This is a genomic window from Coprococcus sp. TF11-13, from assembly GCF_003481085.1.
GTDB classification, from domain to species: domain Bacteria; phylum Bacillota; class Clostridia; order Lachnospirales; family Lachnospiraceae; genus Coprococcus; species Coprococcus aceti.
This window is the reverse complement of record NZ_QUKK01000002.1, coordinates 288,658-307,908: the sequence shown is the minus strand read 5'-3', so window position 1 is coordinate 307,908 and position 19,251 is coordinate 288,658. Positions and strand designations below refer to the sequence as shown.

Annotated in this window: 12 protein-coding genes; 3 read left to right on the top strand and 9 right to left on the bottom strand. The window is 46.4% G+C overall.

The window, feature by feature from the left end; translation table 11 throughout:
- Positions 1–16: 16 nt before the first annotated feature.
- Together DXD11_RS05910 and hisA are read right to left on the bottom strand one after the other, a co-directional pair.
- Positions 17–2,290 carry a glycoside hydrolase family 9 protein gene (locus DXD11_RS05910; RefSeq protein WP_118757971.1) on the bottom strand — a complete coding sequence of 758 codons (2,274 nt, stop codon included), beginning with the start codon at positions 2,288–2,290 and terminating at the stop codon, positions 17–19.
- A 1-nt stretch (position 2,291) separates the two neighbouring features.
- On the bottom strand, positions 2,292–3,068 hold the full coding sequence (hisA, locus tag DXD11_RS05905; RefSeq protein ID WP_118757970.1) for a phosphoribosylformimino-5-aminoimidazole carboxamide ribotide isomerase: 777 nt from the start codon (positions 3,066–3,068) through the stop codon (positions 2,292–2,294).
- Positions 3,069–3,259: 191 nt separating this feature from the next.
- Between hisA and DXD11_RS05900 the strand changes: the two genes are divergently transcribed.
- Positions 3,260–4,672, top strand: a complete 1,413-nt coding sequence (locus tag DXD11_RS05900) for an AAA family ATPase (RefSeq protein WP_118757969.1) — start codon at positions 3,260–3,262, stop codon at positions 4,670–4,672.
- A gap of 42 nt (positions 4,673–4,714) precedes the next feature.
- The gene (locus tag DXD11_RS05895; protein WP_117549742.1) at positions 4,715–5,374 is read left to right on the top strand and encodes a YesL family protein; all 660 of its coding nucleotides are present in this window, start codon (positions 4,715–4,717) and stop codon (positions 5,372–5,374) included.
- Here the strand turns inward: DXD11_RS05895 and DXD11_RS05890 are convergent.
- The 5 genes from DXD11_RS05890 to DXD11_RS05870 form a co-directional block, all read right to left on the bottom strand.
- A complete protein-coding gene (locus DXD11_RS05890) occupies positions 5,371–6,102 on the bottom strand; it encodes a ComF family protein (RefSeq protein ID WP_118757968.1) in 732 nt (243 codons plus the stop codon). The genes DXD11_RS05895 and DXD11_RS05890 overlap by 4 nt on opposite strands.
- Positions 6,099–8,441 (bottom strand): SF1B family DNA helicase RecD2, encoded by a 2,343-nt coding sequence (recD2, locus tag DXD11_RS05885; protein WP_118757967.1) that lies wholly within the window; start codon positions 8,439–8,441, stop codon positions 6,099–6,101. Before recD2 ends, DXD11_RS05890 begins: the two co-directional genes overlap by 4 nt.
- Before the next feature lie 39 nt (positions 8,442–8,480).
- Positions 8,481–9,473 (bottom strand): rod shape-determining protein, encoded by a 993-nt coding sequence (locus DXD11_RS05880; RefSeq protein WP_015534302.1) that lies wholly within the window; start codon positions 9,471–9,473, stop codon positions 8,481–8,483.
- Positions 9,474–9,487: 14 nt separating this feature from the next.
- The gene (locus tag DXD11_RS05875; RefSeq protein WP_118757966.1) at positions 9,488–11,995 is read right to left on the bottom strand and encodes a PAS domain-containing protein; all 2,508 of its coding nucleotides are present in this window, start codon (positions 11,993–11,995) and stop codon (positions 9,488–9,490) included.
- A gap of 145 nt (positions 11,996–12,140) precedes the next feature.
- Entirely contained in the window at positions 12,141–13,034 is an 894-nt protein-coding gene (locus DXD11_RS05870; RefSeq protein WP_117549749.1) for a hypothetical protein, read from the bottom strand.
- A gap of 161 nt (positions 13,035–13,195) precedes the next feature.
- Between DXD11_RS05870 and DXD11_RS05865 the strand changes: the two genes are divergently transcribed.
- Entirely contained in the window at positions 13,196–13,942 is a 747-nt protein-coding gene (locus tag DXD11_RS05865) for a hypothetical protein (protein WP_117549751.1), read from the top strand.
- 111 nt (positions 13,943–14,053) lie between these two features.
- Here DXD11_RS05865 and DXD11_RS05860 read toward each other — a convergent pair whose 3' ends face one another.
- Both DXD11_RS05860 and DXD11_RS05855 read right to left on the bottom strand, forming a co-directional pair.
- Complete coding sequence (locus DXD11_RS05860; protein ID WP_118757965.1) at positions 14,054–18,034, bottom strand: hypothetical protein; 3,981 nt, start codon at positions 18,032–18,034, stop codon at positions 14,054–14,056.
- A 151-nt stretch (positions 18,035–18,185) separates the two neighbouring features.
- A complete protein-coding gene (locus DXD11_RS05855; protein ID WP_015534306.1) occupies positions 18,186–19,244 on the bottom strand; it encodes a DUF6382 domain-containing protein in 1,059 nt (352 codons plus the stop codon).
- Positions 19,245–19,251: the final 7 nt, after the last annotated feature.

The window sequence follows — 19,251 nt, the reverse complement described above, 5'->3', positions numbered from 1 at the left end:
TATTCTTAAATATTTGCTACTTGAAGTTCGCAAGAAGATATACAAGAGGTGAATTCCAGTAGATCGTTACCTCATTACATGAATAACTCTGTACGTTGTCGACATAGCATCTCTCCTTTGGAAGCTTTGCAAGAACAGCCTTCGCATATGGATCCTCAAGGTTTCCATCGGCACCGCCCACAAGCATTCCAGGCATTGCCTTGCCCAGTGCCTCTGAAGGTCTGTGGTGTGGATTCTCAGGAGTCTGTGAACCATATCCTGTCACATAACAGTAGCTGACTGCATTTCTTCCAAGTATATAGTTGAGCTGGTCTGCCGCATAGTCCACATATGAATCGTCGCCCAGAACCTTTGATGCCATGAGCAGGAGGATTCCGTTATCCGCAACGACCATGTTGCTTCCCCATACATAAGAGCCGCCTGTTGTTGAACCGAAGCCGCTGCCGGCATAGTTATCTACAAGCTTGTCAGCACCCTTCTTAAGTATCTCCTTCTCTGCTGCGCAGTCCTTTACATTTACACAGTAATCATATATTCCATAATATCCGACATCCGCCCATCCAAGGCCGTACTTAATGCTTCCCTCGATGGCTGTCTTCACATAATCATTGTAGCTCTCATCACCTGTTGCGATATACAGCTCCGCTGCTGCCCACAGGTACTCATCGCTGTCATTGCTGTCAGGATACTCACCTGTAACTATGCTTCCAACGTTCTTAAAGCCTGCATCTCCCTGATGCTGCTCAAGATACTTCCATGCCTTCTGAGCTGCAGCAAGACATGAATCTGCAAATGCTGCATCGTACTTTCTGTATACAACTGAAGCCTTTGCCATAACAGCCGCAAAATCGCCTGTTGCTGTGTTGGATATAGGTGAGAGTATCATCTGTGCAGTCTCCTCAACAGCAGCCACCATCCCAGGGAACACCTCTCCGGTAACCTTGTGATAAACTCCGCCGCTGGTCTCATCCTGCATCTTGAGCATCCAGTCAAGCTCGTATCTGACCTCATCCAGAACGTCAGGAACACCGTTGCCGCTCTCAGGTATTCCGATAGCGTCGTCCTTTGCCGCATACTCTGAATCCTCATATGTAAGGAGCAGATCCTGTACCGCCTTTGCGCCCGGAACAACATATCTTCCGTAGTCTCCGGCATCATGCCATCCGCCGGTCACATCCTTTGCAACATCTGAGCCGTACACTATGGCAGTTCCCGTGTGACATGCAGCGTGTGCAAAATCACCGGCTATGGCTGAATCAAGCTCTGTTCCACATCTCTGGTCATAGAACATGAGCACTGACGCCTTGTATATATCGTCATACACGCCATCCCCAACAGGGAACTCGTATGATTCTGCTCCGGTGTCGAGAACTATCTTGTATGTACCCTGATCCTTGACATCAGAGAAATCTATAACCGCACATTTGTCGCCCACAGCAGGATCGTAATCCCAGCCAGATACGTCACCCTTGCTGACTACCTTGTCATCAGCGATGCTCTTTACCTCGTAGCTCTTGGCGTCTCTGTCAGTCACTGTGGCAAGCTTCTTCGCATCCTTGCCGTAACCCATCTGGTTGATGCCAACCAGTTTTGGATCAGGAATACCCTCAACGCTCTGTGCGCTTGAGGCGTCAACTACAGTGAGCTTGATATTGTCAAAGTATACCTTGTGAGGCACGCTGTCATCACCAACGTCCTCGAAATGTCCCAGATTCATACACATTCTAGGTGCCGGATCCGATTCCTCACTCATGGTGAACTGTTTGGATATGTGCTGTGTCTCAGTGCCTATCGTTATGTCATCCATCACATAAGCGTGGTAATCACCGCCATTTATCTGAAGTCTGTACTGAAGTCCTCTCTCAATGGTGCTGTGCACGTCAAATGACAGCTCATACACACAGTCCTGGTTGAGCCCAAATCCGTCATAGTATATCTGGTTCGCATAATCCAGGCTTCCTGTTCCGGTTATATCCAGACACAGTTCTCCGTTCTCTGCTCCGAGTACGGCCTGTCCGCCATTTGAATATGTATGGCACTCGTCCGTGTCATTGTCATCAAAGTTCAGGTCTATCAGGACATCCCCTGCCTTGACCTCTGTCTTCTCCTGTTCAGCCTCCTCTGTCTTCTCCTCCTCTGTCTTCTCCTCCGAGGTCGCAGCCTCGCTGGTCTCCGCCTGGCTTGTCGCCTCTGTCACATCGTCCTTGCCCTGACCTCCGCAGCCAGCCAGCATGGACATACCCATAGCCGCAGCCATCGCAATGGCCAGTACCTTCTTCATCTTTGCCATGTTAACCCTCCATAAACCTTATAATCTCCTGAAACGCCATATGTCCCCCAAAGATATCCAGTGCGCTCCCTATGGTCACGTCTATCCTGTTCCTTCCGAGACTTCTGAGCTGTTCCAGATCGTCAAATGATGCCACACCTCCGGCATATGTCATCGGCAGCTTTCCCCATCTTCCAAGCATGTCCGCAACATGGGTCTCTATGCCTGACGCCTTGCCCTCCACATCCACCGCATGAACGAGATACTCGTCGCAGTATTCTGAGAGCCGGTCAAGCGTTGCCTCCTCCACCTTTACATTTGTAAATTTCTGCCATCTGTCAGTGACAATATAATACTCTCCGTCCCTCTTCCGGCAGGACAGATCCAGCACCAGATGCTCTCTGCCCACAGCCTTCTCAAGTGCCTTCAGGTTGTCGTAGTTGATCTCTCCATCCCTGAACACAAATGATGTGGCTATGACATGTGACGCACCCATATCTATGAACCACTGTGCATTGTCAGCATTTATTCCCCCGCCTATCTGCAGTCCTCCCGGATATGCAGCCAGAGCGAGCTGTGCCTGTCTTACATCGGCGTCATAGTATTCGCTGGACGCAGGATTGAGAAGTATGATATGACCACCCTTAAGTCCATAGCTTTTGTACAGTTCAGCAAAGAAGTCTCCGTCCTTCTGTGATACAAAGTTTTCATCTGCTCTGTCACCCTCATCACAGAGACTGCCTCCAACTATCTGCTTTACCTGTCCATTGTGTATGTCTATGCATGGTCTGAATTTCATATCGTCTGTCTCCTGTCGCGTTTGTCACCTTTTGGTGTAAATTTTGCTCATATAACTGCTATTTTATCATACAAAATACAAATATGACACAATAAATGGATTAACCAGGCAAAACTTTATTTGATTACATGGGCCAAAGGCTTTACAATAGATACAATTATGTGCTTTATGGAAAGGATGGGGAACAACTTATGAATTACTCACTAAAAGCCGAACTGGACAACTGCTATTCCTATGCCGATTCGCTGGACAACGACGGCTACGGTGCGCGCCAGAAGACAGGACTCAAGACAAGAGAGATGCTTCAGTTTGACCTGCTTCAGTTTCTTGCATATCTGTCCAGCTCCGACCAGGCAGAACTTACCCTGGAGATAAAATTTGTCCGCGAATACCTGAACCAGCACTTTACAACAGACAAATTCCGCACATTCAAATATGAGAGAACAACCAGGGATTTTGCCGTGACACCACCTAGATCCCTTACATATTTTGTACAGGGCGATCTGGCCCGGGCAAAGGTAAATCCCAGATTAGTATACCGTTCCAGAGATTACGTCAGAATGTTCAAGCTCATGGGGCAGGAATTCATCGCCTGCAACAACATGACTGACGACAACGAGATAGCAAGGCTCACAGGCTACTGCCTCATGCTCGACAAATATCTCAAGTCCATGAACCTGTACGCCATAGATCCAAGCCCACTGCTCGACAAGTACAACGCACTCCCAAAGAGTGCTTCCCCAGTCTCACAGACTCCGGCTAAGTCGACAGCCTCCGAAAGGGCTGAACCCGTCAAGGATGTGGACACTCTTCTCGAGGAACTGAATTCCATGACCGGTCTCGAGAGCGTGAAGAAGGACATCACCAACCTCGTAAACCTTCTGAAGATCAAGAAGCTCCGCGAGGAAAACGGCATGAAACAACCGTCCGTATCTCTCCACCTTGTATTCTCCGGCAATCCGGGAACAGGAAAGACCACGGTGGCAAGACTTCTTGCAAATATCTACAAGGGTCTGGGCATACTGTCAAGAGGACAGCTTGTCGAGGTCGACAGAGGCGGACTTGTTGTGGGATATATTGGTCAGACAGCCGTCAAGACAACCGAGGTCATAGAATCAGCCCTCGGCGGGATCTTATTTATAGATGAGGCTTATACTCTCACCGCAGGCAAAGGTGAGAATGATTTCGGCCAGGAGGCAGTGGACACGCTGCTCAAAGCTATGGAGGATCACAGAGATGATCTCATAGTCATAGTTGCCGGCTACCCGGATCTCATGGAACGGTTCCTGAGCTCCAACCCGGGACTTCGTTCCAGATTCAACAAATTCATCACATTTGAGGATTACACCGGGGACGAGCTTATGTCCATCTTCGAGAGCATGTGTTCCAAGCAGGAATACAAGCTGGACGATGATGCCCGCGCATACGCCTCAGAATACTGGCACGACAAAGCCGCACATCACGACGATACATTTGCCAACGCCCGTGAAGTCCGTAACTTTATGGAATCCGCCATATCCAGGCAGGCCACCAGAATAGTTTCCATGAACAACATTGACGTAGCCACACTTGAGACCCTTACAAAGGAAGATCTGATGGCTTAGGCTTGTAATATTTTTTGGATAAAGAAAGAGAGGTATTTTATTTTGAACAGATCATTATCGACAGATAATCCTATCATGTATTTTCTAACCATAGTGTGCGATATAGTAATATTACATTTTCTGTGGCTGCTGACTTCCTTGCCAATCCTCACGATAGGTGCATCGACCACAGCACTCTACTACACCACCATGAAATGCATCAGAAACGGTCAGGGCGGCGTGGTCAAGCTGTTCTTCAAGAGCTTCAGGGAGAATTTCAAACAGGCTACAGGGATAGGCGTTCTGGCTCTGCTTGCCGGTGTCCTGTGTGCATTTGACATGTGGTTCGCCGTGAGCAGGAACATCAAGAGTATGCTGGTCATATTCACCATCATGTCACTTATCTACCTGTTCACTGTCCTGTATGTATTCCCTCTTCAGGCGCAGTTTGAGAACACAGTCAAAGCGACCATCAAGAACGCATTCCTCATGTCCATCAAGAATCTTCCATGGACACTTCTCATGGTTGCGATAACGGCAGCGATCGCAGCGGGATGCTATTTCAGCTCCACCGTGCTCGGTCTTATGCTCATATGTGTCGCAGGACTTCATGCTTATCTATGCTCACTGGTATTTGTACACATCTTCAACGAGTACATGCCGGAGGAGGAAGAGAAGAGCGACGAGGACTTCCATATAGCTGACGATACAGACGAGGACTAACACCCCTTGCCAACACATACAGATGAATAATATACATGGCGTGCGCCGGCTTTCTTCAGAAGGCCGGCGCACACGTCTATGGTGACACCGGTTGTATATATGTCATCCACAAGCAGGATATTTCTGTACTCCGGGTACACTCTGCCTATGTCCATGGATGTCTTTATGTTGTTTGCCCTCTCCAGGTTGTCCAACTTCTTCTGCGGTGTGGTGTACTTTCTTCTCACCAGCATATCCTCACAGAATGGAAGCCCCAGTTCATCAGCGACAACCTTCGCCAGTACGGCCGCCTGATTGTAGCCGCGCTGTCTCTGCTTTCTCCTGTGCAAAGGTACACAGGTGACCGCATCTATTCCATACCTTCTGACATACGGGCGCACCTTCTCCGCCATCTTAGCTCCGTAGAAATCACAATATTCTTTTTTGTTATGGTATTTTATCGCCAGAACACTAGCTTTGACGGGTTCCATGTAATTAAATACGGGGAAACCTCTTTCGAAATTTCTTGAATGTTTTTCACAGTCCAGACAGAGCTCCCGCTCTTCACTGTCGACCTCCTTGCCGCACACCATACATGACGGAGCTTTCACATAGGGAAGGCTGTTATGCCCTCTGCATATCAGCCCTTCTCCCATCGGAAGCACCTCGTCACATATCGCACACCGGCGGGGATACAGGAGATCCGTGAGCAGTCGTCCGAACCCGAACTTATCTGCGCATCGTTTCATCTTCTCTCCATCTCCCTGAGTCTCAGTGCAAATGAGGTGTATCTCTTCTGTTCATCCTCATTGTCTATCATCGTATTTACCAGTCCTATATTGCCCACTATGACCACGCTTCTTCTGGCTCTAGTCACCGCCGTATACAGCAGGTTTCTGTTCAAAAGCTTAGGTGGGCATCTGAGAAGCGGGATCACAACCACGGGATACTCACTTCCCTGCGACTTATGTATGGTTATCGCAAATGCATGCTCAAGCTCCTCAAGCTGGTTGTATGGATACTCAGTCTGTCTTCCATCGTCAAATTCCACCACGATCCTCTGCTCGTAGTCGTCAACAGCCTTTACAAATCCAATATCGCCGTTGAACACTCCGACTCCTTCCTCCTTGGCAAATCTGCCCGACGGATCCAGTATCTTCCACTCCTGCTTGTAATTGTTCTTGACCTGCATGACCTTATCGCCCTGTCTGAACACCACATCGCCCCGGTCATGCTCGGGTTTTCCGTGTCCCTCCGGATTGAGGACATCCTGAAGCTGCTTGTTGAGGTTCTCAACACCCATATCATACTTACGCATAGGTGTCAGCACCTGTATATCCGATTTATCCACACCAAAATATGATGGAAGCTGCTTTGTCAGAAGCACCTTGAGCTCTGCCACGATCTCATTATAGCCATTCCTTGGAACAAAGAAGAAATCCCTGCTTTTGTTCTTGATCTCCACATGCTCTCCATCCTTTATCCTGTGGGCATTGCCTATGATATCGCTGTCCTCGCCCTGTCTGTATATCCTGTCCAGCACCGACACGCTGAACACACCGGACGCTATGATATCCTTGAGCACATTTCCCGGGCCAACTGACGGAAGCTGATCCGAATCACCCACAAGCACAAGTCTTGTGCCCGGAGCCACAGCCTTGAGCAGACTGTAGAAAATGCTGCTGTCAACCATGGACATCTCATCTATTATGATAACATCGGCCTCAAGTGGATTGCTCTCATTCCGCATAAATGTATACGCAGAAGTCTCTTCTCCTTCCACTCCGCCCGTAAGCTCGAGCATTCTGTGTATGGTCTGTGCTCCGTATCCTGTGGCCTCTGTTATCCTCTTGGCTGCACGTCCTGTAGGCGCAGCGAGGACTATCTTCATCCTGAAGCTCTCGTATATCTTGATAAGTACATTTATGATCGTTGTCTTTCCGGTTCCGGGGCCTCCGGTTATGACCGCAACGCCGTGATCCACGGCATTTCTTATGGCAAGTCTCTGGGCATCAGCCAGCTTCATATTCTCTGACTTTTCTACCGTCTCAACAACCTTGTCTATCTTGAGCTTTGCCTTTGAGAAATCTATGTTGAGCTCACACAGAAGTCTTGCCGAATTTAGCTCCATATAATAATTAGGTGCTGCATACACGGCATTTGTCACGTTTGACTCTGACTCCGTATCCAGCAAATCCATGTCTATGTCAGCCACCGGATCATCAAGGCTCACATCTGGGAGCTCCCCTGAATCTGGATCGTCCTTCAGCTCCTTTATGATTATCTTGCCGGCAACGCTGAGCTCAAGTATCTGATTGCATATGGACATCTCAAGCTCCGGATCATATGGCATGTACTCATTCATCAGCAATGAATATGTCTTGTCTACCAGCATCTTCTGGGGAATATACATATGGCCAAGTCCATTTGCACCGGATAGGGCATACATAATAGCGGCTCTTACCCTGAAATCCGAATCTCTTCCGATACCAAGTCTGTCCGCAATCTCGTCCGCTGTCCTGAATCCAACGCCCGTTATATCCTCTGCTATCTTATAGGGATTTGTCCTCACTATGTCGTACACTTCGTCACCGTATTCATTGTAGATCTTTACAGCGAGGTTCACCGGGATATTGAGACCGGTCAGGAACATGAGCGCATCCTGCATCTCTTTCTTCTCGTTGTATGACACGGCAATGTCTCTGGCCTTCCTCTCTGATATTCCACGTATCTCCACAAGGCGCTCCGGCTCTTCCTCGATTATCCTGAGTGAGTCCATGCGGAACTTCTTCACTATACGTTTTGCCAGAGCCTCTCCGACACCCTTTATGATGCCCGAACCGAGGTACTTCTCAATACTGAGCACATCATCCGGCATCTTGATCTCACATGAGGTGAATTTGAACTGCAAATCATAAGTTGGATGCTCTACATAATCCCCCTCCGCCGATACATAGATCCCCTCTGCAACGCCGTGAAGATTCCCCACAAAAATATCTTCGCCGTCCTCGCCCTCAACGGCGAAGACGGCGTACCCATTGTCTTCATTCTTATATATAACTTTCTCTACGTAACCTTCTCTTACCAAGTTTTCTCTCCTCTGAAGACTGAGTCCTCAGCTCCTGTCTTAATTGTTCTTCTCACTGAGAAGCTCGATGTACTTTCCTGTACCAATGGCCACCGCTCTGAGTGGATCCTCCGCTGTCATGGTGGTTATTCCTGTCTTCTCCTCAAGCAGCTCCTCAAGTCCGTGGAGCAGCGCACCACCACCGGTCAGAACTATACCACGATCTGCAATATCAGCAGCAAGCTCAGGAGGAGTTCTCTCCAGAACTGAATGAACAGCTTCACATATCTGGGACGCAGGCTCACGAAGTGCCTCCTCCGTCTCATCCGATGTGACCGTAACAGTCTTCGGAAGACCGGTTACAAGGTTTCTGCCTCGTATATCCAACGTTATATTCTCAGGTCTTCTGTAACATGTACCTATCTTGATCTTGATCTCCTCGGCGGTTCTCTCTCCTATGAGAAGGTTATGCTTCTTTCTCATAAATCTGACAACTGCCTCATCAAAATCATCTCCGGCCACCTTAATGGATGCACTGACAACAGGACCTCCGAGAGAGATGACTGCTATATCGGCAGTTCCACCACCTATATCAACTATCATGTTACCACATGGTCTGTATATATCTATTCCTGCGCCAATGGCTGCTGCCACAGGCTCCTCAATTATGGACACATCCCTGGCACCGGCCGCATAGGTTGCATCCTCAACTGCCTTCTTCTCAACCTCTGTAACCTGAGAAGGTACACATACGCTGATCCTAGGTCGTCTTCCAAAATAACTCCTTCCGACAGCCTTCTGTATGAAATACTTGAGCATCTTCTCTGTTATCGTATAATCAGAGATTACGCCCTGCCTGAGAGGTCTGATGGCCACTATATTACCCGGAGTTCTTCCAAGCATAAGTCTCGCCTCTTCACCAATAGCCACTATCTTATTAGTATCCCTGTCGTATGCAACTACTGAAGGCTCCTTGAGTACGACTCCTTTGCCTTTCACATACACCAGTATACTGGCTGTACCTAAATCTATACCAATATCTGCGCTTGCCATCACAAGTCTCCCTTCTATTCGTTCACGTCCCTTAATATTACAAGAGATGCATTGCTGCCGTCAAGCCATTTCATGCTAACTTCAGTCAAATCCATGATCTTGTCGAGACTTCTTATATAGCTTCTCCAGTTGACCTCCTTGCTGTCCGTAGCCAGATGCTGATCCGGACCTCCCATGAGCTTGTACTTATCTCTGAGATTCTCTATAAGGAGCTTACTGTCCTTGTCTGTAAAATCATATCCAAGCATATCGTTCAGAGTCCTGTTCGAGAACAGCACTCTTCCAGTATCAACTTCTCTAATAAATATACCCTCATCCATATAGTTATATGTATCGAGGAGAACACTGTTTATGCGTTTAACGCTGTCATCGCTCTCTATCTTCTCAAGGGCACTTCTGAGTACATCACCTGTCTGCTTTACAAATTCAATCTCTTCTGTGGTCCACAATTTGTTGATAGAGGTATTCGCCAGCACAAATACCGCTCCATAATTGCCATTGACATACACAGGAACTGCGGTAAAGCTCTTAACAGGACCCGCTGACATGATCTTCTTAGCTGCTTCATCCATATGCTTTGCATCTATCACAAGGTATCCCTTGTCCACCAGCTTGCCCGAGCCCTGACCATTCTGCCATGATCTGAACTTCATGTTGGCGCGCTGCCACTCTGTCACATACTCCTCCGCAGACATGCTCTGATTCTTGGACCAGATATACTGGCAATCCAGATCTCCCTGCTTGTCCTTCACATACAGGGCTGCCACGTCAGCATTTAAGACCTCGCCCACCTGTGCTATCACGTCATTGATAACCTGCTGGGAGCTCTTATCTGAAGTGTTCAGGGCATCAAGCAGAATCTTCTGCCACTGCAGCTTGTTCTCCATTATGACCTCCTCTGACTTGGCACGGATCGCCTCCTTTGCCAGGATCTGAGAGCTGAATGCGTATTCGGAGAAAATGCGTCCAAGCTGCCACTGCACCTTGTATACGCTCTCCATTTTCTTCGCATCCTCGTCATCATATGAGCAGCATATCCATGTTGCCACATGCTTGCCATCTATCATGATCGGTGCACCACAGATCATACTTCCCGTGATGTCATCGTCCATCTCCATCATAACCGGAACATTGTTCCTGAGAACTACCTCATTGAGCTTCATATATATCTGCTTATACTGAGGCTTCTCAAACATATCATAGAAATAACCCATATGCTTCTGAGGGCCGGCCGGCTCAACCATCTTCTTGCCCACAGGATCTATGATAGTTGTATAAAGTCCTGTGAGTGCAGAGAACGCCTTCGTTATCAGATTCCACTTCTCGGTATCTATCTGATTCCTTTCCTCATCCGACTGGGTATTTGTCTTCATAATGTACGAGAGCTTGTCATCGAACTCCTTCTTAGCGCGCTCAACACTGTTCTCAAGAGCCTTCTTGTCCGTAATATCAGATATAAAATACTCAACCGTGTATGTGTTATCAGCCGCCTGTGTCACAGAGCTCTGGGACTTCACCCAGATAACCTCGCCTCTGTCGTTGACTATCCTGAACTCTTCCTCGTAGTCCTTGTCCTCGCGCTTCGTGGCGTTTCTGACATTCGCCATAACCCTGCTTCTGTCCTTCGGATGGATATAATCCTCTATGAGTCTGTCACCAAGCTTGATGGCATCCACATTTATTCCCATCTGCTTGGCGTTCGGGGTTATATACTTGAAGATCGGTCTGCCATTCTCGTACTGCTGTACCATGACAAAGCTCTTGATCTTAGACATGGCAGATAATATATACGCCGCCTGATCCTCATTGTATCCGGTCTCCTTGTCCTTTATGAACAGGAGCTCTATTCCATCCATGTCGCCATCTGTGGTTCTCACGATGTGACACTTAAGTCTCATCTTATTTATATCTCTGTGAGCTGATACGATCCTAGTCTCCATCTCAAAATCATCCACTCCGGTATTCTGAACCTTGTAGAGCTGTCCGATCAGAAGGTCATAATCACTCTTAGGGAGCAGGTCGCTGAGTCCCACCAGCCCACTGTAGAAATTGCCATCTGTATATCCATACTCAGATATGTTCTTAGATACGTATCTCGTTCTCCATACGCCCTCCGGCTTATACAGATACAGAGCTATAATGCCTATATGGTTTATGATCCTCTCAAGACTCACGCTTCCTATCGTAACGTCTGATCGAAGCTCAAACAATACCATATACGCCTTCTTGTCACCATATTCAAACTGGTTGACAAATCCACTGACTACATATCTGTCCTTGTCGTTAACTATAAGTCCAAGTCTGTGCCATATGATAGCCTTCTTGTCGTCAAGTGTCGGCCAGAACTCATCGCTGACCATAAACTTATCCGGCTCCATGGCAATGGATTCAACATCCGAACCCACGATCTTAACTGCGGCATTGTTTATGCTGATGACTTCACCATCCTCGCAGAACACAACCGCAGGATATTCAACTATTCCCAGAAAATCTGAATAACCACTAAGTCTGTTTATCTCCATAAATATCTCTCCATATATCCACTGCACAAGTGCAGTTTTATCCCATTATTATACACCCCGTATATTATTTACCCCTTAATGCACATAAAACTTTCCTATGTCCCATCACATAGAAAAGTTTCATGTTACCATATATCATATATTACTACTGTGCATCCTCAGCATCACTAACCATAGCAGTTGCCTCGCTCTTCAGTCCGGTAAATGCCTTGTCGGCAACATCCTTTGTTGAAGCACATGCAGAAATAACATTGTCCAGTGATGACAGAAGATCTGACATATATCTGCTTACGCTCTCGCACTCCTTCTTCACATTGTTGCGAAGTCTGGTTGCATCATCTGTGGCTGCATTTCTTGTATTGGCAGCATCCTTCTGAGCCTCCTCTCTCATAACCTTGCACTCGTAATCTGTCTTTGCCGACAGAGCCTCTGCATCTGCGTGAGATTTATTTCTTGTCTTCTCTGCCTCTGAGTATGCCTCATCCTTCATGCTGTTGCACTTTGCCTCGGTCTGATCATACATCTGCTGGCACTGTATCTCTGTATCTGTCTGGAGCTTTGTGCATCTCTCCTTGACATCTGTCTCATATGCCTCGAGCTCTGCAGTTATAGTATTCTTCTTGTCTGTGCACTCCTTCTCAGTCTGTGCGATCAGTGCGTCTGCGCTCTCACGGGCCTCAAGAAGTGTTCTTGATATTGACTCGTATCTTCCTGCATTCTCAAGCTCTCTCTGCTTGTATGCATTGATCTGCTCCTTGAGTGACTCTATCTCGCTCTCCTGCTCTGAATTGGTCTTCTTGAGAGTCTCTATGGTCTTGGAAGACTCTGTCATATTGACCTCTCTCATGGTCTTGAGACTCAGAACAGCCTCGCTGAGCTTGTTGACGTTCGCCTTAAGCTCCTCTACTTCTTTATTGTGCTTTCCCTTAAGTTCATCAATATAGTAATCAACGGATGCCTTATCATATCCACCAAACTTCACTGTCTTCAGTGATTCTACTCTATCGTCAGTTACAACATCTTCTACCTGTTTTGCCATGACCTTACCTCCGAAAAACTAATCCTATTGTAGATACTCCGTAATTATAGCACACATAATTCTGTAAGCAAAGTATTTTTACCTTTTATGATTACAAACCACTTTTTTTATGCTATATTGTAACTGCTCATTGAATTTAAATTTTACGGAGGATCATATAGATGAAACACCATTCAAAACTTGTCATATTAGGTCTCGCGGCAACCCTCGTGATGACATCACTCACAGGCTGTCTTCACCGCAAGAAGACCACCTATCAGGCATACATGCAGAACGTTCTCGACGTCAACTACAAAGGAAGCTTTGACGGATACGTGAAGGACAACGACGGCTCCGAGGAGGACGCCTCAGCCATGTACAGCGACAGCATAGATTATCTGGCCGGCCAGCTCATCAATCATTACTCACTGAACAACGCAGAGACAGACGAGGTGGATGCTATATTTGACGAGACCGCAAAGGTCATCTACTCCAAGGCCAAATACGAGGTGTCAAGAGCCTATAAGAGCGGAAGCGACTACTATGTGGACGTGACCGTGTATCCTATGGACATTCTCAATCAGGCATTTGACGATGTGTTCGCATATATCGACGACTATAACAAGAAGATCAGCGCCGGCGATTTCAACAACACCACAAAGGAAGATTACGAGAAAGAATTTGCCCAGGGCGTGTCGGATATCCTTCAGAATAAAGCCGCAGACATGGATTACCGCAGTCCTGTTGTGGTCTCTGTGAAGATAACCGATGACGGTGAATATTACTGTGCTGACCCGGTGGGGCTGTCCCAGGTTGATGCATCCATGCTTGCAATAGAGGGTTCCCAGCAGAGCTCAGGCTCTGACAGCTCAAGCGAGGACAGTTCAGACGAAGGCGATATCTCCTCAGGTGGCGAGACCGCCGAGTAACTATATGCATTAAGAATGTGTCTTAAGAATATACATTAAGAAAAGCTCAGCCTGTGTGATTTCTACTGAATCCATCACACAGGCTGAGCTTTATATATATGTTATCTCCGGCTACTTTCTCACCCTGACTGACTTTGTCTTGCTCCATGCTGAGTAGCATCTTGTGCCAAACTTGTTCGAAAAGCTTCTAACCCTTACATAATATGTTTTTCCGCCTTTAATCCGCTGCTTTGCTCCAAGACTCGCAGTCGTCTTGCTTCCACCGCTTAACACCGTGAATGCATATGTACCCTTTTTAAAGTTTGATGTTGTTGAATACTGGATCTGATAGCCATCTGCGCAGCTTATCTTTCCCCACTTTAATCTTACAGACGCAGCCGATGGGCTCTTTATCTGGCTTATACCTGGTATCTTCGGGCTGACAGTAACAGGTATTATCTTCTTCACCTTCACATGATTCGAATCTCCAGCATATACGGTGATGTTTGCCTTGCCTATATACCGGGCTGCGATCGTTATTGTTCCAGCAGAGTCTACCTTTACAGCTTTGTTATCCGAGCTGTAGCTGAGCTTTCCGGCACGTGCGCTCACGCTCTGTGAAATAGATATTCTCTTCGAGCTGGTTGACATCTCTATTCTGTAGCTGCGCTTTTTCAGCGTTATGCTGTTCGGCGCCTTTTTGATCTTAAAATTGATCGTCTTCTGTCCCTGATATGCGCCAGTGCCTGTAATTACAGCCTCTGCTGTTCCGGCAGCTTTGTTCTTATTGTATGAAACCGTATAATCTGTATCCTTCTCCAGCGTTTTGTCGCCAAGCTTTACTGTTACAGCCGGCTTCTTCGAATTACCATCATATGTATATTCTGTCTTGTTAAGTGTAACCTTTGCTGACGATATGCTCTTACGCGTGAGCTTTGAGCCATACGCATAGCTAGTCTCACCCTTTTCTCCACAGTATACACATGCATAGTAATACTCTGCCGGAGAATCATAATCTGCTGCCTTCTTCAGATATCGTGCAGTTGTTTTCTTTGCTGTGTAGCTGTGATCGACTGGGTCTGTTGCTGTACCGGTTTCAAAAATCTCACCACACATGCTGCAGACAACATCTCCTGTATATCCGCCGCCCATACAGGTAGCTTTCTTCTCTCCTACAAGCGTTCTATCATGGTCTGTCTTTGGAAGAATCTCAGTAGTCCTGCTGAGTTCTGCCTTGCACACGGTGCAGTATATAACCTTGTCTCGGCTGCCTTCAGCCTGACATGTAGCCAGATTTACATTCTCATACACAGCCTTTCCCTGAGTATGTCCGAGTGGCTCTGTCTTCTCATCCTTTGTCTTTTGGCATCGCTCACATGTGTATCTGATCAGACCTTCTGCTGCACACAAAGCTTTTTTCTTAACCACGCCTGAATCCCATCTATGTCCCAATGCACCAATGGCTATCTTCTTGGTACTCTGATAACTCTTGCCATTCAGCGTGCATTTTGCTGTACACACCTTTGCACCATCGTTCTCGCAGGATGCCTGCGTTATCTTGCTTGTTACAGTCATCGGCTCACTGATCACATGACTCGAATCTCTGGTACAGGTGAGAACCAGCTTGCAAGTGTTGCCATTTGCTGACCACTCATACTTTGGGGCGTAATCATGCCCCAGGCTATCCCCGTGTGTAAATGTCTTTTTGCGATTCACTCTTCCACAGTTATCACAGGAATAATAATATTTCGCAGCAGTTGTACAGGTCGCAGCCTGTGCAAGAGTTTCATCATTTACTATTTCCGCAGTGTATGAATGTCCGCCTATCTCTGTTATATCAAGTTCATACTCAGCCTTCACCCACGGATTATATTTACTGGCAATCGTAATCGTTACAACGCCGTTGCCGATTGCCGAAAGTGATGCCGTAGTCCTAGACACTTCATTCACCTTTACAACAGTCTCATCCGACGATGTAACCGCATACTCATGTATGTCCGCTCTCGTTGGCCAATCCATTATATTTATACTCAGTTCCGCTCCAATTTCATACTCACTTGGTGAAGTAGTCCTGTTATCGCTGTCCTTCTCCTGCCAATACACATATCTGATACTGGTAGGAAGTGACACGATCTTCTCATATCCGCACTTTGAACACGTCTCTACTGTCTGGCTTTCACCCTCATCTGCCTCTGATATGACATACTCATGTCCCCCCTGATCTGCCACATTGAACGTGTATTCCTGACAAATTGAGCTGTCATATTTATGAACTATTCTTATGGTTACATCACCTGTTCCGACCGCCGTAAGCTTAGCATCATATCTTCTATAAGAAGATTCCGGATCACTCACTTTTACAATACCTTCATCCGATGATGTAACTATAAACTCAGAGTTGTCGACCTTCGTTGGTGCATAATCTACTTCCAGATTGATCTCATCACCTACTTCCACATCAACAGGCTTGTAATATCCATTACTATCACTCCACCATACAGTACGTGTTATCGCCGTCGGGATTGTCACCGTTTTTGTCGTCCCGCACTTTGAACAAATTTTTTCTGTCTCTCCAGATCCCGGTTCTGCCTGACTTATTACATAGTCATGACCACCCACATCTGTTACCGACACAGTGATTACCCTCTTCATATCCGGATTCACGACCGGATATACAGTCACCGTTGTCTCTCCTATCTTGTTCATATGGAATGTTCCAGCATAGTTAGACGAAGGGGTATACGAAATAATAGACGGGTCTGCTATATCAAACACGAATTTGTCATCGGATTTGCTATCTGATGCCGTTGAGAAAGATATGTATGTCTCTATATCCTTTCCTACTTCGAACTCCTGATCATATGTGGCTGATGAAGCAGTTTCCGATAATCTCCAGTACACGTACATCGTCTTTGGTCCTGTTACTTTACATCTCGTACATACGCCATCTGTAAAGCTATGCCCAAGAGCCGGAACCTTATCCTCTATCTTTTTGTAGCCACATTTAGCGCATGTGTATACTGTTCCACCTGTCTCTGTACATGTGGCCTCTTTTTTCACACCTTCACCATACACATGCTCCGTGCATGCATCATACCGCTGTCCAAGCAGCTTATCCAGCTTGGCCTGCGCTGCATCCACCTTTTTCTGCCACTTCTCCGGATCTACAGTCTCATAATATTCATCAAACAGCTTCTCAAATTCAGCTATTGTGTACACCTCATATTGGCTAGTATAGTTTGAAAGCTTGCTTGCATTGAAGCATGAAGTATTGCCATACCTGCCATAGAGTGTGAATCCGACTCCCATCACCTGATCTGCTGCCCAGAACATATTGGTATAATGTCCAACCGTGACTCCCTCCGAATCCGCCTTTTGTTCAACAGCTGTAAGCTGACTCTGCGAAGTTATGGATGAATATCCCAGCTCATCCCTTATCTTGTTAAAAGATGCCTTCTCACTGTTCCATCCTGCCGCCGGATCAGTATATCCAAACGCCAGATTCTCACATGACACCTGAAGAAGTGAATGATTTGTGAGTCCTGCACCTCTGTCCGCGCCTGACTGTGCCACCGCCATGAAATAGAAATTAGTCTTAGCCGCATTCCTCTTCATTGCCCCGACATAGTTTTCGTCTGTGTCCCTTAACGAATTAATTTTATTCAATACCGCAAATGTCGCCTTTGTGTTTTCAAGCGATATGGCGTCTTTCTTATCTCCGGTAACAACAACCTTGTTATTTCTCGATTCCGGAAGACCTGTATTATTTCCTCCCGCCCACTTGGAGAAATCTTCCTCACATGCCTCCTGCAGGACAGTCTTGGCCCGATTCAGATCATATTTCTGTTTTGTTGTCAGGTTGCTTTTCGCAAGCATCCAGTCTACAAAACCTATAGAGCCCTGATCATATACGGTCATCACTTCACTCTGATCTTTCTTCACCTGTTCCAGCTCACTCTGAGCCTCTTCTATCTGCTGGTCAAGGGTACTGGCCTTAACAGTCTGAATACCTGTCGTCTGAATACCTGCCGTCAGCATCAGCACTGCACACATTACCACTGTTGCTGCTTTTTTACACAGTGTCCCTCCCGATAAGCTTCCTTTTCTTTTCATAATCTTTGATACTCCCCCTTTTTTCACATTCTATTTATATTACCCCTTTACCCACATGTACTCCGGCGCACCTATGCAGGGGATTTATTATAAAATAAGGAGACTCATTATAATAATAAACAAGTCTCCTTATCCAGTATAATATACTATTTTATTTCTCCTTGAAGGTGAACTCTTCATTCGCAAGCTTGAATCTGATTCCATCTATGAGCATCATATCCGTTCCGCTGCTTATGATCTTGCCACCAAGGTAAGTGTGGTTGGTCGACTTGTTATCTCTCAGATAGTACACGCCGTTGACATTGATAATGTAAGCATGGCGGCGGCTGACTGAATTGTTGTCAGTTACCTGATAGTCAACTCCCTGTGTAGACTTACCGATACAGAATATCGGCTTGTCGATCCTTATCCTCTCGCCTGTTCTCGTTCTTATGATGACAGGGCCGCTCTTGCCACGGTTGTTGGCTGTGAGAACTGTTGTCGAACCGTCATCGTTGTCATCAAATCCAATATCATTTGATGAGAAATCCTTAACTTCCTTTGCAAGCTTGAATGAAGAAGTTGTAACATGAGGAGTCTCAGGGACCTCTACCTTAGCCACATTGACCGGGCTGACTCCCGCTGACTTCATAAGCTCCTGCTCATCCTCAGGATGTGCTATATTGTCATTCTTCAGGTCTGTTATAAACTTATAAAATTCTGACAGATAAAATGTAGGATTGTGATCAAAGTATTTGATAAGCTCATATCCGGCATCGGATGCCTTCTTATTCGCAAACTTCATATTGCCCATAAGATCCCTTATAAACTTCTCCATATTACATCTGTCCATAGGCTTATCTATAGGCAGGAATATGAGCTGAACAGCCATATTCTGGAAGTCTATATACATATATCCCTTATTCAGTATAACCTTTCCAATGGACAGATCATTCGCCTTGAGATACATGAGCTGATCTGCAATACTGAATATCAGATCAACCAGCTCATCCTTGTGTATCTTCTTCTCAAGGAACTGATTCATGGTAGTCATGGCTGGAATAGAATATGTCAGAGCTCTCTGACCATCTATATATTCCTCATGGCAGAACGCATTATTACCCACAAACTGAGCATTGTACAGCTCTACCTCATTGTGAAGAACCTCTACATCGTCTTCAATCTTAAAGTACAATTTGTACTCATCACACAAATACATCTTATCACTCATATAAAAC

Excerpts from the sequence above, each read along its gene's own strand:
- DXD11_RS05865 (WP_117549751.1), top strand. The coding sequence starts at position 13,196 with ATGAAACACCATTCAAAACTTGTCATATTAGGTCTCGCGGCAACCCTC.
- DXD11_RS05855 (WP_015534306.1), bottom strand. The coding sequence starts at position 19,244 with ATGAGTGATAAGATGTATTTGTGTGATGAGTACAAATTGTACTTTAAG.
- DXD11_RS05875 (WP_118757966.1), bottom strand. The coding sequence starts at position 11,995 with ATGGAGATAAACAGACTTAGTGGTTATTCAGATTTTCTGGGAATAGTT.
- DXD11_RS05870 (WP_117549749.1), bottom strand. The coding sequence starts at position 13,034 with ATGGCAAAACAGGTAGAAGATGTTGTAACTGACGATAGAGTAGAATCA.
- DXD11_RS05890 (WP_118757968.1), bottom strand. The coding sequence starts at position 6,102 with ATGAAACGATGCGCAGATAAGTTCGGGTTCGGACGACTGCTCACGGAT.
- DXD11_RS05910 (WP_118757971.1), bottom strand. The coding sequence starts at position 2,290 with ATGGCAAAGATGAAGAAGGTACTGGCCATTGCGATGGCTGCGGCTATG.
- DXD11_RS05860 (WP_118757965.1), bottom strand. The coding sequence starts at position 18,034 with ATGAAAAGAAAAGGAAGCTTATCGGGAGGGACACTGTGTAAAAAAGCA.
- DXD11_RS05900 (WP_118757969.1), top strand. The coding sequence starts at position 3,260 with ATGAATTACTCACTAAAAGCCGAACTGGACAACTGCTATTCCTATGCC.
- hisA (WP_118757970.1), bottom strand. The coding sequence starts at position 3,068 with ATGAAATTCAGACCATGCATAGACATACACAATGGACAGGTAAAGCAG.
- DXD11_RS05880 (WP_015534302.1), bottom strand. The coding sequence starts at position 9,473 with ATGGCAAGCGCAGATATTGGTATAGATTTAGGTACAGCCAGTATACTG.